This is a genomic window from Haloglomus salinum, from assembly GCF_024298825.1.
GTDB lineage: Archaea > Halobacteriota > Halobacteria > Halobacteriales > Haloarculaceae > Haloglomus > Haloglomus salinum.
The window spans coordinates 2,661,024-2,677,909 of the sequence record NZ_CP101153.1 but is presented as its reverse complement, the minus strand read 5'-3'; the positions used below and the strand labels follow the sequence as shown (position 1 = coordinate 2,677,909).

General features: G+C 68.7%; 8 protein-coding genes. 5 read left to right on the top strand and 3 right to left on the bottom strand.

Annotated elements, in window-relative coordinates; genetic code table 11:
* Window positions 1–69: 69 nt before the first annotated feature.
* The 3 genes from NL115_RS12845 to hmgB all read left to right on the top strand — a co-directional run bounded on the left by NL115_RS12845 (window position 70) and on the right by hmgB (window position 11,049).
* Entirely contained in the window at window positions 70–7,650 is a 7,581-nt protein-coding gene (locus NL115_RS12845; RefSeq protein WP_254829756.1) for a DUF11 domain-containing protein, read from the top strand.
* Window positions 7,651–7,762: 112 nt separating this feature from the next.
* Window positions 7,763–9,640 carry a PKD domain-containing protein gene (locus tag NL115_RS12840; protein WP_254829755.1) on the top strand — a complete coding sequence of 626 codons (1,878 nt, stop codon included), beginning with the start codon at window positions 7,763–7,765 and terminating at the stop codon, window positions 9,638–9,640.
* 68 nt (window positions 9,641–9,708) lie between these two features.
* The gene (gene hmgB, locus NL115_RS12835; RefSeq protein WP_254829754.1) at window positions 9,709–11,049 is read left to right on the top strand and encodes a hydroxymethylglutaryl-CoA synthase; all 1,341 of its coding nucleotides are present in this window, start codon (window positions 9,709–9,711) and stop codon (window positions 11,047–11,049) included.
* A 76-nt stretch (window positions 11,050–11,125) separates the two neighbouring features.
* On the opposite strand, the gene NL115_RS12830 is transcribed toward hmgB, so the two are convergent.
* The 3 genes from NL115_RS12830 to NL115_RS12820 form a co-directional block, all read right to left on the bottom strand.
* On the bottom strand, window positions 11,126–12,373 hold the full coding sequence (locus NL115_RS12830) for an RNA-guided endonuclease InsQ/TnpB family protein (RefSeq protein WP_254829753.1): 1,248 nt from the start codon (window positions 12,371–12,373) through the stop codon (window positions 11,126–11,128).
* Between the two features lie 164 nt (window positions 12,374–12,537).
* Window positions 12,538–13,254, bottom strand: a complete 717-nt coding sequence (locus NL115_RS12825) for a helix-turn-helix domain-containing protein (protein WP_254829752.1) — start codon at window positions 13,252–13,254, stop codon at window positions 12,538–12,540.
* A 407-nt stretch (window positions 13,255–13,661) separates the two neighbouring features.
* Window positions 13,662–14,837 (bottom strand): PGF-CTERM-anchored ABC transporter substrate-binding protein, encoded by a 1,176-nt coding sequence (locus NL115_RS12820; protein WP_254829751.1) that lies wholly within the window; start codon window positions 14,835–14,837, stop codon window positions 13,662–13,664.
* A gap of 61 nt (window positions 14,838–14,898) precedes the next feature.
* On the opposite strand from NL115_RS12820, the gene btuC reads away from it, so the two are divergent.
* On the top strand, window positions 14,899–15,960 hold the full coding sequence (gene btuC / locus NL115_RS12815) for a vitamin B12 ABC transporter permease BtuC (protein ID WP_254829750.1): 1,062 nt from the start codon (window positions 14,899–14,901) through the stop codon (window positions 15,958–15,960).
* Entirely contained in the window at window positions 15,957–16,886 is a 930-nt protein-coding gene (locus NL115_RS12810; protein ID WP_254829749.1) for an ABC transporter ATP-binding protein, read from the top strand. The genes btuC and NL115_RS12810 overlap by 4 nt, the downstream gene beginning before the upstream one ends.

The following is a 16,886-nucleotide window of genomic DNA, read 5'->3' as shown; positions in this document are numbered from 1 at the left end:
ATGGCACTGTCAGAAGCCCTTTTAGTATTAACGACTACCGTGATGGTAATCAAGATGTATGTCCGGGGGTTGGGTTCCGAGGCAGAGCGGGCCCAGGTGGCGGCTATCGCGGCAGTGCTCGTTCTGGCACTGGTGGTGGTTTCGCTGGCGGTGACACAGGCTGTCGTCGTGCCACAGCAGAACGAGCGCGCGGAGGTCCAGCACCAGCAGGGAATCGAACAGGACATGCTGGACGTACGCGCTGCGGTGCTGGGGTCGGCCGACACGACGACCGGGCAGACAGCGACCGTCCGTCTGGGAACGACCTACCCCGAGCGGACGGTCCTGCAGAATCCACAGCAGCCACAGGGGTCGCTGCGTATCGACTCACTGGGCGCCGGGTCGCTGTCGAACGCGGTCGCAGCGAACCCCGAGACGACGGATTTCTGGAGCGGGACGGTTCGGAGCGGCTACACGAACAGCCGGGTCCTCTACGATCCGGGCTACAACTACTACGAGGACGCCCCACAAGCGGCCTACGAGAGCTCCGTCCTCTACCGAAGCGGGGACGAGAGCACGACGATGCAGAGCGGCCAGCGGCTGGTCGACGGGAAGCAGCTCTCCCTGGCGTTCGTCGACGGCGAGCGCGACATCAGCCGGACCGGGACGGCGACGATCGAGCCCGAGGCCCTGTCGGCCTCGCAGGTGAACGTGGACCTGCGGAGCCCGAACGCTGAGCCGATGACGCTCCGGATCCCGACACGGATTCCGAAGTCGGCCTGGAGCGACCTGCTCGCGAGCGAACTCGACCCCGCTGGGACCGACCCGGACGCCTACGTCCGGTCGTACAGCTGTACGGCGAGTCGGGCCGACGCCCCCTGTGGGACGCTCACGCTGAAGATGGAGCCTGGCGTGACGTACGACGCCAAACTGTCGAAGATTGGCCTGACGGGGTCGGTGTCGGAGCCGGCCGCCTACGTGACGGCGCTCCGGAACCCGGACCCCATCGACGAGGGGAAGCAGCGCCAGTTCACCGTGCAGGTGCGTGACCGGTACAACAACCCCGTCAGCGGTATCGAACTCGACATCCTCCAGCCGTCGGTCGGTCGCGTGGTCGGACCGGTCAACAGCGTCGGTGAGGTCGGCGCCGTCACGGACGAGGACGGTCGGGCGACGTTCACCTACCGGGCGCCGGTCAATGCCCCCGGCGACGGCGCCACCGCGACCCTCGGCGTGGAGGCCCCGGGTATCCACGGTGACAAGGGGCAGGTGACCTACGACATCGGCGTCGAGAACACCGCCGAGGCGGTGCGGGACGACCGGATGCCGCCGCTCGTCACAGCCGTCAGCCCGAACGTCAGGGACGACCAGAGCGGGGACTTCGTCCGGGTGACCGTCACCGACGCGGACGGAATCGCCGCGGCGAACCACACGCTCGAGTTCGTGAACCGGGACGGGAGCGTCCGGAACACGGTCGCACTGGCGGGAAGCCTGGACCGTGCCGGCGTGACCGGCGGTGCCGACGAGATCTACTTCGCCGGTGATGCCAATCAGGTGCTGGTGGACGTCGCCGACGCTCGGGGCGTTCCCCTGTCCAGTCTGACGAGCGTGACGGTCGACGAGGTGACGAGCGGTCCGGTCGATATCTACGTCGTCGGCGAGAACGCGTACGACGACTCGTACGAGGGGGCGGCGGGACTGGAAGCGTTCGCCGCGCGGAACGGCCTGGACGAGAACGACGTGGTCGTGCGGTCCGCGGCGCTGGCCCCGGACGCCGGCGCGTCGCTCGTCGATGGGACGGCACGGAACGAACTCTCGGACGCCGACCCAGGCGACGGTGATGCGTTCACCGACGTGCTGGACGATCAGCGCGGGACGGTGCTGCTCCGGCAGGACTCGACCATCGTCGACGCGTTCGCCTATCGCTCGGACGGCGGGCGGATTGCGGGCGTGCAGCCGGCCGGGCCGGGCGGGAGCCCCGCCGACGAACACGTCGAACTCCGGTTCGAGCGGCCGGCCGACCTGCTCGACGGGGCGAACCACACGCTGAGCGTCGTCGCCGACGGGCGCCGCGAGACAATCGACCTCGGCCCGGTCGCCGAGCGGGTCGGTACCGACGGGTCGGTCACGGGACCGGTGTACGTCGTCGGAGGGGACGTGAATCGGACGAGGTTCGCAAGAGAACACGGCGTCTCGACCGACCGCGTCTTCCGCGCCACGACACTCGCTCCGGCGGGACTCGCAGACGACGAGTTCGTCCCCGGAACCGGCGGGACCGTCCGACTCCACGACGGGCCGCCGGGCGAGGGTGAGCTGGTCGACGAGCGGGCGTACGACGGCATCCAGCGGGCCAGCATCGGGCGCGTGGTGCCGCTCGAGGCAACCGGGAGCGGGACGCCGAGCGTCGCGAGCGACGAGTACACGCGCCTCGACTTCGAGACGGCAGTGGATACGGCGGGCTGGCAGTTGCTCGTCGACGACGGTGACGGAACGACCGAACGGCTCGACCTGACGGCGCTGGCGGACACGACCGGCACCGCCCCCGGGCCGGTCTACCTGGTGGGCGAAGGGGTCGATCCCGCGGCGTTCGCGAGCGCTCGCGATCTCACGGCCAACCGGGTCGTACCTGCGGCCTCGCTCGCCGAGAGTGGTCTCGTCGACGCCGACCTGCTCGACGATGACGGCGCATCGCTCACCCTGCAGGACGTTGCCGGCGACACCGTGGACACGTACGCCTACGGTGGCGGACCCGCGGCGGGTATCGCCGACGTGACGCCGCGCGACGCGACCGGCGCCGGGGGCGCGACCGACGAGTTCCTGCGGCTGGACGTGGACCGGGCGTTCGACGCAGCCGGCTGGACGCTTGCCATCGACGGGCCGGGGCGCGCCGGCCGACTCGACCTGGGCGTTCCGGCGGCCCGTGACACCATCGCGGCCGGGCAGGACGTCTATCTGGTCGGGCGGGCGGTGGACCGTGACCGGTTCGCCGCCGACCGCAGCGTGGACCCGTCGCAGGTGGTACCCATCGGGGCGGTGGCCGAACCCGGACTCGCGATGAACGCGCTGCCAGAACCCGGCGCGACGCTGCGGCTCCGCGACGACCGCGACCGGCTCGTCGACCGGTACGCGTACGACGGAACGCCGACCGGGAGTGGGAACCCCGAATCCGGCTCGGTGACGACGGTCGACCCCGCGCGGAGCGGTGACGCGAGCGCCGAGTTCGCCCGCCTGGATTTCACCGGCTCCGTGGACACGACGACGGGCTGGACGGTCGCCGTCGAGCGGACGACGGTCGGCCCGGGCACGGAATCGGTGGCCTACGCGCTGACAGATCCGGCCGTCGCGGAGGCCGCATCCGAGGCGGGGACGGTGTACCTCGTGGGCGAGGGAATCGACCCCGAGGCGTTCGCGACCGAGCGGGGCGTGGAGCCGTCCCAGGTGTTCCGGTTCGGTGGCGCCGTGCCGAGCACGGACGGGAATCCGACGCCCGAGGACGTACTCTCGGACCTGGGCGGGGCACTCGAACTGCAGGACGCCGGGGGGACGACCGTCGACAGCGCGGCCTGGATGGGGACGGCTAACGGTCGCATCGACGCCGTGACGGCCGACTCGGACGGCGACTTCCCGGGCGGTGACGGGGCGTCCGCGGCCGACCGCGACGGCTGGGTCCGGCTCGCGTTCCCCGGCGGTGCCGACACCACCGGCTGGACGGCGACGGTCGACGGCGCCGACCCCACCGCGGGCGTGGCAACGCTCGACCTCGGAGCCGTCGATGGGACGGCACGTGACGGCGACCCGGTGTACGTCGTTGGCGGGGGAATCGACCCGGCGACGTTCGCCGACGGGCAGGGCGTGGACCCGAGTCAGGTACTCCGGGCCGAGGAGCTCGCTGACGGGCTCCCCGCGTCGTTCCTCGCGGACGATGGTGGGACCGTGACGCTCCGCGACGCGTCGGATGCGACCGTCGACACGTACGTCTACGGGAGCGAACTGCGGAGTGGCCGTATCGCGGCCGTCGAGGCCCGCGACGCGACCACCGCGGCCGGCGACGAGTCCAGCGACGAGTACGTCCGACTGGACTTCGAGCGGCCCGTCGACACGAGCGGGTACGAGCTGGCCGTCCGTCGGCCGGGCGCCCCGGACGGGGAGGGTCGACTCGACGTCTCGCTAGACGACGTCGCGGCGCCCGTCGCCACGACAGGCGGTCCGGTCTACCTGGTCGGCGAGACGGTCGACGTGGACCGATTCGCGGCCGAGCACGGCGTGACGACCGACCGGGTCATCGTCATCGACGGGCCGGCGGGGTCGGGCGCGCAGTTCACCGACCTCGCGGTCTCGGACGTGCTGACGGACGCGGGCGCGACGCTGACGCTGCGGGGCGACCTGGACAGCGACGGGACCGCAGAGACCGAACTGGACCGCTACGCCTACGGAACGGAGGCCCCTCGCACGGGCGACTGGGAGCACACCTTCACCGGCGGCACCGAGGACACGACAGCGTACCGTGAGCAGGACGACGCCGGCCAGTACATCGACACGGACACGGCCGACGACTGGTACGACACCGGGGCGCTCCCCGGCGAGGACCCCCAGCCCGCGAGCGCGAACGTGACCGTCGAGGGCGTCACGCCGACCGGCGAGGACATCGACGGTGACGGTGAAATCGAGAAGACGACGGGCGTGAGCGTGGACCTGTCGAGCGGCGATGGGCCGACGGAGATCGTCGGGTTCGAGACGGAGACGACGCTCGCGGCGGCGGTCGACCGCGGCGGCGACCGGGAGGTCGACGTGCCGGTCGATGGCGACGGCAGCGGCGACGACGGCTTCGCGGACGCCGAGGCGAACGTCTCGGCCGACGGCACGCGATATCGGTTCGCGGACCTCGACGCCCTCCCGGGCTACGACGCCGAGAACGCGACGGTCCCGGGGAACGCGACCTTCGAGTTCGAAGTGGGCGAGTACCGGACCGACGACGGGTCCGTCGCCGACCTGGGAACGCTCGTACCGACGACGGCCGGCGACGCCAACCTGTCAGTGACGCTGCTGTTCGACGACGGCTCGACGGAGACGGTCCACCTGCGCCAGCGCCCGGCCGACATCGCGGTCAACGTGACCGCCGACAAGCCCGCGGTCGGCGACGGGGCGGAGGTCACCTTCAGTACGACGGTCAAGAACCTCGGTCCGGGGCGGGCGACCGGACCGATCCGCGTGAGTGACGGCTACGATCCCCGTCAGTTCGACCCGGTATCGGCGAGCAGTCCCGCGAACGGGCCCACCTACGACCCGGCAAGCGGGACCTGGACGATTCCGGACGGACTCCCGGCCGGCGAGTCGGTCACGCTGAACGTGACGATGCGCGCCAGCGGGAGTACGGGCGAGGCGCTCCCGTACACGGTCGCCCGGACGGAATCGGCGGTCGAGGACCCGGGCGTCGACAACGACGTGGACACGGCGTCGGTGACCATCGGCGGGGCGGACCCGTACCTGGAGATGACCTCGCCCCAGGACCCGAACGGGGACGGCACGGCGCGCGTCGACAGCGGCGACACGGTGACGTTCGACCTGACCGTCGGCAACCGCGGGCCGGGCGACATCCCCAGCGGCCTCGTGGTTCGTGACGAGCTGCCGACCGGGTTCATTCCGCTGTCGCACGAGGAGAGCGCCGGCGAGTACGATCCGGCGACGGGCACGTGGCGGCTCTCCAGCGGCCTCGCGGAGGGTACGACGGAGACGGTCACCATCACGGCCATCGCCAGCCCGGTGCCCTCGGGGCTCGACAACACCGCGACCATCGCGGACGTGGGCGCGGCCGGCGACCGGAACACGACCAACAACGAGGCGACCGTGACGGTCGAGGAACTCGAACGGCCGCCGGGCGGTGGTGACGGTAGCGACGGCGGGGACGGCAGTGATGGCGGTGATGGAAGTGACGGCGACGACGGCAGTGACGGCGACGGGGTCGTCTGCTCGGACCCGACGAACCTGGACGGCGACGAGGCGGTGCTGCTGTGGTCGACGTTCGAGACCCGCGGCGCCGACGACGCCGCACGGCTGGCCAACGCTAGCTGGAGCGCGAGCGGCGACGGCATCGCCGGCGTCAACGACCTCACGAGCGAGACCTGTGGGCAGTCGGCCTACACCGCGGACGGCGAGCAGCGCATCACGGGCCCGACCGTCGACACGGGTGACTACGACCTCGTCGAGGTGGCCTACTGGGTCCAGAACGGGTCCGACGGATACACCGCAGACCTGCCCAGCGCCGAGAGCCCGAGCGGCGCGCCCGACGCCGTGCCGGAGGACCTCGAGGTGGAGTTCTATGGCGCGGACGGGGAGTGGCACCGGGTCGACCGCATCGAGCAGGACGACCCCGCGCTGGCCGATGGAGGGCTCGAACGGCGGGTCTACCTGCCCGGGAGCGTCGCCAGCCACGAGGAGTTCCGACTCCGGTTCCACCAGCTCGACGGCGACGGGACCGACGACTTCTGGCACGTCGACAACGTCCGGGTCGTCGGTGGCCCGGACGACGATGGCGACATCTCGCCGGTCGTGACTGGGACTACGCCCGTGGATGGGGGCGACGGTGAGGACGGAAGCGACGACGAGGACGACGAAGGAGACGATGACGACAACGGTCACGGGAACGACTGTGACACCGACCCCAGCAACCCGAGTGACAACGACCCGCCCGCTCAGGAAGAGGACTGTGAGGGGGAGGTGAGCGATGACGATGGCGGGAGCGACGACAGCGGGAGCGGCGACGAGGACGAGTGTGAGGTCGAGGAGGACGACGGCTCACCAGGGACGGACGACCGTGGTATCGGGAACAACCCCGACGACACCGACCCCGACAACCCGAACTTCGGCTCGTCGTGGGAGGGTGAGGAGGACGGTGGCTGCGACGAGGAAGACGGCGACGGGACGGCCGAGGCCACCTTCGGCTACGAGAACACGTATCCCGGCGCGGTCTACCTGACGCCCGGACCGGAGCTTCCGACGGGCCTGTTCGAACCCGAGGAGCGCAACGACCTCCGCGTCAACCGGACGAGCGACCCCGTCGGCGAGGAGGGGCCCTCGGTTGTCGGGCTCGACAGCGTCGGTTTCGAGGTGCAGGACACGACCAGGTACGGCGCCGGCGACGGTGGCCTGCCGAGCCGGTTCCCCGCCGGCTCTCCGGACAGCGTGCTGAACGTGACCGGACTCGACGGCCAGCAGCTCGTCACGTGGTATCTCGGCGACGAGGCCGCGACCGCCGGCGGGAGCAGCGGCGACAGTGATGGCAGAGATGGCGATAGCGACGACAGCGACGACGACGGTGAGGGAGATAGTGACGACGATGACAACGACGACGAGGATGACTCACGGAAGGCCATCAGCTTCGTCGCGGCCTGTCCCGTCGACGACGACATCGAGTCGCTCGACATCACCATCACCGAGACGAAGGACGGCGGCGAACCGGTCGCCATCGAGTGGACCAGCGACCACCCGGTCGAGACGGTGGTGCTGAAGGCCGGAACGTCGATGGAGAACTTCGACGCCGGCGGGTCGACCAGCGGCGCCGCGGCCGTCGGTGAGGGAACGGCGGCCGGAAGCGGACAGACGGCGTCGTCGCCGTGCCCGGACGGTGACGGGCTGAAGTACGAGTGGGACGGCGGGAGCTTCGAGCAGGAGTAATCGGGCGACGGCGGAGGGAACGACCGAGTTCACCGGTCGCGCGACGGTCCCGGCCGGAGACCCAGATATGCCCGCAACTACTTAAGCGAGCGACGGAAAGCAGGGGCAAGGAATGGAGCCCGGTGGACAGGGAGCCCGGTGGGACGGTCGGGCACAGGCCATCCAGCTCGGAGCGCTGCTGCTGTTCGCCATCCTCATCATCAACCTCTCGCTGTTCCAGATATTCGTCGTCCCGGACCAGAACGGGGAGATCGAGTTCAAGCACAGCGAACAGGTCCGCTCGGACATGCTCGACGCACGGAACGCCGTCCTCGACGCGGCAACCGGCGACCAGTCGTTCGTGGAGGTGGACCTGGCACCGGCGTACCCATCGCGGTCGTTGTTCGTGAATCCCGCGGAGCCGTCGGGGACCATTCGAACGACGGAAGCCCGCGAAATCACCATCATCAACGACAGCGTCAGCAGTCCGCAGACAATCTCCAACAACGCGTGCCCGGGGGCGTCGGTTCCGGAAACTCGCGCGCTGGAGTACCGGGCCGGCTACAACTACTACGACAGCGACCCGACCTACCGGGTCGAGAACACCGTCCTGTTCCGGGAGTTCCCGGACGAGACGCTGCCAGGCTCGGGCCAGCAACTCGTAACCGACGATAGCATCAACCTGCTTCCCCTCCGCAACGAGTTCTCGGAGTCGGGAACCGGCGCTGCGACGGTCGAGCCGGTGCCCGGCGGCGTGCTGTCGACGAACGTGGTCGACCCGGAGATACAGCTCCCGACCGCGTACAGCGAGGACGTGTGGGAGGACAAGGTGCTGGACGGGACCGTCCCGACCGACGACATCGACGTGACCGACGGTACGCTCACGCTCACGCTCTCCGGCAGCTACCAGCTGAACTGCGGGCCCATCGGCCTCAACGATGCGCCGCCGTCCGGCGCGCGGTCGGGGAGCCTGCTCGGGTCGGGGAGCGGGAGCGGCGGGGGCGGCAGCATCAACCCTGCTGGCTTCAGCGAGGTCCGGCTGGTGAGCATGTCCGATGTGGGCTCCAACAGCGATGTCCAGGTCACACTAAAGAACACCGACAGCGAGGCGAAATCACTCGCACGGGCCCGTATCCCGTTCTACTACGGGGCCACCGGCGGGAGCAGCACCCGCCCGGACTACGCCGACCTGAACGGGAACGATACCGACCGGCTCGGCATCCGCGACCGGATCGAGACCGTCGACCAGGACATCGAAATCGGTGCGGACGGGGGAACGGAGACGCTGACCTTCGAGTTCAACGAGAACATCAAGGACGACTTCTTCGTCTTCAAGGCCGTCTACAGCGACGGGACGAGGGCCACGTACTACATCGACGCGCCGAAGAGTAGCGGTGGGAGCTCGTCGGTGACGGCCGACGCGAGCAACTCCGACTCGTCAGTAGACGAGGGGTCGACGGGGACGTTGAATGGGGATACCAGCACGTCCAGTACCGGGAAAATCGACACGTACGAGTGGTCGTTCGTCGGGAGCAAGCCCGACGGCCTCACTATCAACGAAGACGACACCGCTACTCCAACCGCCACCATCGATGCCAATGGAGTCGACGTGGGGGCAGACACCGATGTCACGGTTCGGTTGAAGGTGACGAACAACAAGGGTGACTCGGACACCGCCACGACGACCGTGACGGTCAGGGATACGGACGGTGGAGACGGTGGGGGGAATCAACCTCCGTCCGTGGCCGTCAACAGCGCGACGTACTCCAACTCGGACGATAGACTAAGCGTGACATTCACACCAGATGACGCCGACGGGAACCTAGACACGGCGACCATCGAGAACGGGGATGGGAACGCGATTACGGCGTCGCCGATTGACGTTTCCGGCCGCGAGGGAGACACCATCACTCAGACGTTCACGGTCACCAGCAACAACAAGCCCGATTCGGTCGAGGTCACCGTGACAGATACGGATGGCGCGACTGGGAGCGGCATGGCAACAGTCTGACCAAATATTTCGACAGATAACGAATTCCTTGTCGACAGGTCCATAAGGTATCGAACGGACACGGAACCATGACCGAGAAATCCGTCGGTATCGATGCAGTCGAAATCCACACAGGGAAACTCAGACTGGACCTCGCGGAGACGTACGCGCCCGCGAAGGACGACGACCCGGGCAAGTACACGAAGGGGCTCGGCCTGTTCGCCTCCTCGTTCCCGGACGTGTACGAGGACATCGTGACGATGGGCGCGAACGCGGCCCACCGGTTGATGGAGCGGCGCGACCTCACACCCGCTGACATCGGCCGCATCGACGTGGCGACCGAGTCCTCGTTCGACAACTCGAAGCCCGTCTCGACGTACATCGCGGGCTGTCTGGAGCAGGTGTACGACGAGGACTTCCACCACGCCAACAAGGGCGAGCGGAAGTTCGCCTGCATCTCGGGCACGCAGTCGCTGGACGACGCGTACAACTGGATCCGGGCGGGGCGGAATCGTGGCCGGGCGGCGCTGGTCATCGCGACGGACACGGCGCTGTACGCCCGTGGCGACCCCGGTGAGGCGACGCAGGGCGCCGGCGCGGTGGCGATGCTCATCGCCGAGGACCCGGACCTCGTCGAGCTGTCTACCCACCAGGGGTACGGCAGCGCCGACGAGACGGACTTCCTGAAGCCCAACCAGCAGTTCCCGAGCGTCGACGGGAAGCGGTCCGTGCAGGTGTACCTGGCGCGGATGCGGGAGGCGCTGATGGACTACGAGTCCGTCGCGGGCGACACCCACCCCGACGACTTCGCGCTGGTGCCGTTCCACACCCCGTTCCCGGGGATGGTCCGGAAGGCCGCGCTGCTCGGGTTCCGGCACGTCGCCCGGGACACGGAGTACGAGGACCAGCTCGCCGAGGAGCTCGGGCGACAGCCCCGGCAGGAAGAGTACGACGACATCGAGGCGTTCCAGGACGCGCTCAAGGAGTACACGGACGCACTCGCCGAGACAGAGGTGTACCAGGACTGGTACGCCGAGACCGTCGAGCCGACGCTGGAGCTGTCGCGGTACTGCGGGAACTGGTACACCGGCAGCGTCCACGTCGCGCGGGCGTCGGGGCTGCTGGAGGCCGCCGAGGCAGGCGAGGACCTCGCGGGCGAGCGCCTGCTCGTCGGCTCCTACGGCAGCGGCGCGCAGGCCGAGATCCACCACGAGGTCATCCAGCCCGGGTGGGAGGAGAACATCCGCGCGCTCGGCGTGAAGGACCAGCTCCGCGACCGCTACGAGCTGACGTTCGACGAGTACGAGCGCATCCACGACGCCCACAACCACGAGAAGGAGACCGACGTCGACGAGTTGACCACGCCCGAGGACGAGTTCGTCTTCGACGGCTGGGGCCGGATGGGCGAGCGCAAGTACCGCTACGTGTAAACTACCCCACCCTACTCCCTCGGCGCTCCGCGCCTCGGTTCGTTGAGGGTGGGGCTTTGATGTGGACTCCCGGCAATCAGCCACCGGCGATAGGCCGGTGACTCTCGCCGCTCAACGTTCCACCAGTTATACGCAGGTCTACTTCTGCGTCTCCGCTCCCCGACTTAGGCGAGGAACGGAGTCTGTGTATCCGCTTTCGAGCGTACCGTAGCCCGATGTTCTTCGCGCCGTTGTAATCCGCGTTCACCTCATACCCACACTTCTGGCACTCAAAGTGTTCTCCGTGGCGGTTGTTCTCATGAGTGAACCCACAGTCCGTCCGAGAACAGCGTTGGGACGTGTGGTTCGGCTCAACTTGTTCGACGGTGACGCCCCGCTCGGGTGCTTTGTACGCGACGTACTCGACGAGGCGTCGGAACGCCCACACGTGGTGCCACTTCGCGTGCGGAAGTCGCTCTCGAATGTCGGTCAAGTCCTCGAACACGATAACGTCGCAGTCGTGTTCGACGGCTTCCGAGACAAGTTCGTTAGCGACGGTGTGGATGTACTGTTTCCGCCACGCTTCTTCGCGCTTGCCGAGTCGAAGTATGGCGTTGTGCGCGGATTGAGTCCCGCGCTGTTGCATCTCACCGCGTCGCTTCTCAAACTCACGGCACCAGTGGTCGTAATCGTCTCCTTGCCAGAAGCGCCCGGTCGAGGAGACGGCAAGACTGTTGACGCCGAGGTCGATACCGAGGACCGTTTGGTCGGGGTGCCCGGTATCTTCCGAAACCTCTGCGTCGCCGTCTATCCGCCGAGTCGAGATGTGGAGGTAGAACTCGTTGTCTACTGCGTCGTATCGAACCGTACTCTCGCGGAACTCGTGGTCCTCGGAGAGGACGTACCGCTCGTAGGGCGTGGGGCTGTCCGCCGGGAGGACGAACGAGGGTTCGACCCGGCCCTCGATGGTTGCCAGCGACACCTTGTTGCGGTAGAAGGTCGCGCTCCGTGCGTCGTAGTCCATCGTTTCGGCGGTGAACGTCGGTTGGGAGACGCGCTGTCCCTTCTTCCAGCGTTCGACACCGCTTTTGACGGCTTCGACGGCTCGCCGAATGGCGGCTTGGACAAGTTGTGCCTGTAGGTCCGTCTCCTCTCGAAGTTCGGAGTAGAGCGCGTCACGAACCTGCCGTTTGTTGGTCTTGCACTCGGTGTCGGAGGCGTCGGACCAACAGTAGTCGGCGGTTCGGTTCGCGCAGTACAGGTATTGGTCGGCGGTTCGGTGGAGTGCGTCGCGTTGCTCGTCGGAAACGGCGAGTTTCACGACAGCGGTTCGACGCATTTCCATACTTCAGAGAGGGTCCGACGGCATCTATACGTTCGGGAGTCAGCCGGGCGAAGTACGTCGGTTGCGTCGTACCATGTCGGTTTCCTCCCCGACCTACTTGCTCCCTTTGGTCGCTCCTTGAGGCCGGAGGCTCCACCTCGAAAATGCTGAATCCGCGGTACCTTCTACGCCACCTCACGCAGCCCGCCCAGCAGGTCCTCCAGCGGGCCGTCCGCGACGGCCAGCGAGAACCCGTCCGCGCGCGCGAGCTTCGGCGCATGCTCCCAGCACTCCTCGGGCGTGATGCCGTGCAGGACCACCGCAGATGGCGTCGGCGTCACCACGCGCAACGCGACGAGCGGCGACTCCCCGCGCGTGACCTCCGTGAACACGAGGACGCGGTTGGTCGACTGCCCGTACAGCCGGTAGAACTCCTCGCTGGAGAGCCGCGTGATGGCCTGGATGGAGTTGATGACGGTGTGACCCGCGACGGTCGTGTCGTCGCCGGGCGCGAGTTCCGTCGCGCCGACGGCCTCGTACACCCGCGAGATAGGGACCCGTGCGGGATACTCGCGCAGGTCGTGGACGATGTCGCGGTCGAAGCCCGCCTCGACGACCCGGGCGTGCTGGCGGACGCGACCGCCACCGCGTGCCTCGTCGATAGCGAGGAGCGCCTCCACGACCCGCCGGACGATGCCGATGCCCGGCGAGTCCCGGCGCCCGCCCTCGTAGTCCGAGACCACAGAGGGCGAGACGCCGAGTTCGTCGGCGAGTTCGGTGCCGCTCACGTCGAACTCGGTCCGCCACTTGCGCATCGTCGCGCCGGGGTCGTCGCTGAGTGTTATCTCGCCGGCCATCCGCTCGGCGAGGCGGCGGCGCGCGTCGGTATCGTGGTCGGGCATCGGCTTGTTGGCGGGAGTTCCGGGCGGAGGGCTTTGAACGGGTCGGTCGCTATGAGACAAGTATAAATATTATATCAGTTCTATTTTATACTTATCCAAGACATAAGTTCCCGAATTCACTCACCGTTCCGATATTTGCATCAGGCATCATGAACAGCTACGAAGCCCTCACGTTCTGGACTCGCGCGCCTCGCTCGTCAGTCGGGTTGTGAGGACCTCACGCATCCCCAACCGCTTGCAGTGCTCGCTGCGGTCGCTCCGCTCTCCGCTGCGCGCTTCAGCCCTCGCACGTATAGAAGCGGCTGGCCTGCGGCACAGCCGCCAGCGCGCGCCCGGTCGACTGACGGGGGAGCGCGCTTGCGGAGAATGGGCCGGAAAGGGGACGAAAACGCGAATCCGGGCAGTCGTTACTCGGTCCGCCGCGCGAGCGCCAGCAGCCCGATGAGGGCCGCGGCGAGCGCGGTTACGGCGCCGAAGCCGGGCTGACCGCCGGAGTTCGTCTCGGCGTCGGGCGTCTGCTCCCCATCACCGCCCGCGTTCTGCATCGTCACGTTCTCCGCGTCGCCCGAGGGCGTCTCACCGGGGTCGTCCTGCACCGCAGTCGGGGTTTCGGTCGCGGACCCGGTGTCCGTCTCCAGCGTCTCCGTGTTCTGGAACGCCTCGGACATGTTCTGCATCGGCTGGACCACGCGCGGCCCCGGCTGGCTGATGAGGTTGTTGTCCACGGTCAGCGTCTGCCCGAGGACGTAGGCGTCCGTGCCGTTCCACGGCGGGCCCGAGGGCAGCGACGAGCCGGCCGGCCGGACGACCCACTGCGGGTTCCGGTCCGCGACGATCTCGTCGTTCAGCGGCTTGTACCCCGACACACCGGCGTTGGCGGCGATGTTGTCGCCGCCGGCCGTCTCGATGGCCTCGTGGATGAACGTCCCCTCACCGGTGGTGAAGTTGTAGAAGAAGTAGGCCACGCGGGGGGGCTGCTCGGGTGCGTTCGCGCGGATATCCTCCAGCGAGGCATTGAAATCGCTGTTGACGGTCGCCGCGCGGTCACAGGCGCCCGTGAAGCGGCCGAACAGCGACACCTTCGTCGTGATGGACGCGAGCGACTTGCCGAAATCGACCTTGTAGACGGTAAGGCCGGCGCTCCGGAGCTGCGAGACCGTCCCGTTCGGGACGATGTTCGGCGCGAGCACGAGGTCCGGCTGCAGGCCGACCACCCGCTCCTGGTTGACAGTGCCGTCCTGATTGGTCACGTCGGTCCGGTTCTGCGAACCCTCCAGGTACGCGGTCGTGGGCCCCGTCGGCAGGCCGACCACGCTGGAGTCCTCGTTCAGCTCCCACATCGTCTGTGCGGCGCTGGGGGCCAGCACGACCACCCGCTCGGGGTCCTCGGAGACGGTGACGTTCGTCCCGGTCGCGTCGACCCGCGAGACGGGGAACGAACAGTCCTGCTGGGTGGCCGTCCCCACGCTGCTCGATACCGATGCGTGCGCCCCTTCCGGGCCAGTGGCCGACGCCGCCAGCGCCCCGCCGGGCGCGACGGTCAGCAGCAACACGGCCACAGCCAGCGTCGTGAGTCTGCGCATGCACGGCCGGAGTCGACTATGCAACAAGTACTTACCTATCCCAATCTCGTTTGCGCACGAGATGTACGAGCGGCAGCGCACGGTCGCGTGGTCGGCGGGGCTAGCGGCTGCGCTGGCGCTCGTGACCGTCTACAGCGCCACCATCGGCCCCGTCGCCATCCCGCCGCTGGCGGTGGCGAAGGCCATCCTCAACGACGTCGCGCTCCCCACGCTGGCCGTCGGCGCCGGGCTGGTGCAGTGGGTCCACCCGTTCACCTTCCCGGTCGAGCAGTCGCACGCGGTCATCGTGACGAAACTGCGGCTGCCGCGTATCGCGCTGGGCGCGGCCGTGGGCTTCGCACTGGCCACCGCCGGGACCGTGATGCAGGGGTTCTTCCGCAACCCGATGGCCGACCCCTCCATCATCGGCGTGTCGACGGGCGCCGCCGTCGGTGCCGTCGCTGCCATCGTCTTCCAGCCGGCCATCCCACTGCTGCCGGACCTGCAGGCGATGGCGTTCGGGATGGCGCTGCTCGCGGGCTTCACCGTCTACCTCATCGCCCGCGAGGGCGGCCGGACGCCGGTCGCGACGCTGCTGCTGGCGGGGGTCGCGGTCCAGACGTTCCTCGGCGCGGTCGTCTCCTACACGCTGCTGTTCGCCGGTGACTCGCTCGAGCGGGCCGTCTACTGGCTGATGGGCCACCTCCACGCGGCCAACTGGGGGAAGGTCGGCGCCATCTGGCCCGTCGCCGTGCTCGGGTTCCTCGTCACGCTCGCGTACGCCCGCGACCTGAACGTCCTGCTCGTCGGCGAGGACGACGCGCACACGATGGGCGTCGAGGTCGAGCGCACGAAGCGGGTGCTGCTGGCCGTCGCGAGCATCCTGACGGCTGCCGCGGTCGCCGTAGCCGGCGTCATCGGCTTCGTCGGCCTCGTCGTCCCGCACGTGATGCGCCTCCTCGTCGGCCCGGACCACCGCATCCTCCTCCCCACCTCGGCGCTCGCCGGCGCGGGCTTCCTCGTCGCCACCGACACGCTCGCCCGCGCCGGACCCGCGGAGGTACCGGTCGGCATCGTCACCGCGGCGCTCGGCGCCCCGTTCTTCCTCTACCTGCTGCGCAACCGCGAGGTGCATTCGCTGTGAGCGAGAATCGACCCGACACGGAAGGCGACGTGGCCGGCAGTGAGGATGCACCCGCACTCGAACTGGAGGACGTGAGCGTCCGGTACGGCGACCGGACCGTCCTCGACGGGGTCTCGCTCTCGGTCCGGCGCGGGGAGTTCCTCGCACTCGTCGGCCCGAACGGCGCCGGCAAGACCTCGCTCCTGCGGACCGTCAACGGGCTCGTCACGCCCGACTCGGGGACGGTTCGCATCGCCGGAACGGACGCCACGAGCCTGTCGGTGCGCGAACGCGCGCGCCGGGTCGCGACCGTCCCCCAGGAGACGAGCGTCGGCTTCGACTTCCCTGTCCGCGACCTCGTGGCGATGGGCCGGACAGCCCACCGCTCGCGGTTCTCGCAAAGGGGTGAGAGCGACCGGGCGGTCGTCCAGCGCGCGCTCGACCGGACCGACACGGCGACGTTCGCCGACCGCTCGGTCGGGTCACTGAGCGGCGGCGAGCGCCAGCGGGTCGTTCTCGCGCGGGCGCTTGCGCAGGCCGCGCCGCTGCTCCTGCTCGACGAACCGACCGCCAGTCTCGACATCAACCATCAGGTCCGTGTCCTCGGGCTCGTGAGCGACCTCGTCCACGCACCCGCCGACGGCTCGACGAACCGGGATGCCACAGCCGACACACCAGCCGAGCGAACCGCCGTCGCCGCCATCCACGACCTCGACCTCGCCGCCCGGTTCTGCGACCGCGTCGCGTTACTCGCCGACGGCAGTATCCAGGCGGTCGGTCCGCCGGACGCGGTGCTCGACGCCGAGCAGCTGCGGGCGGCCTACGGCATCGAGACGGTCGTCACGGAGAACGCCGCGACCGGAACACCGACCGTGACGGCGCTGACAGACGCCGCCACGAACGCGGTCGAACCGTCGCGAACGCCGCTGGAAGCGGACGACGACTAG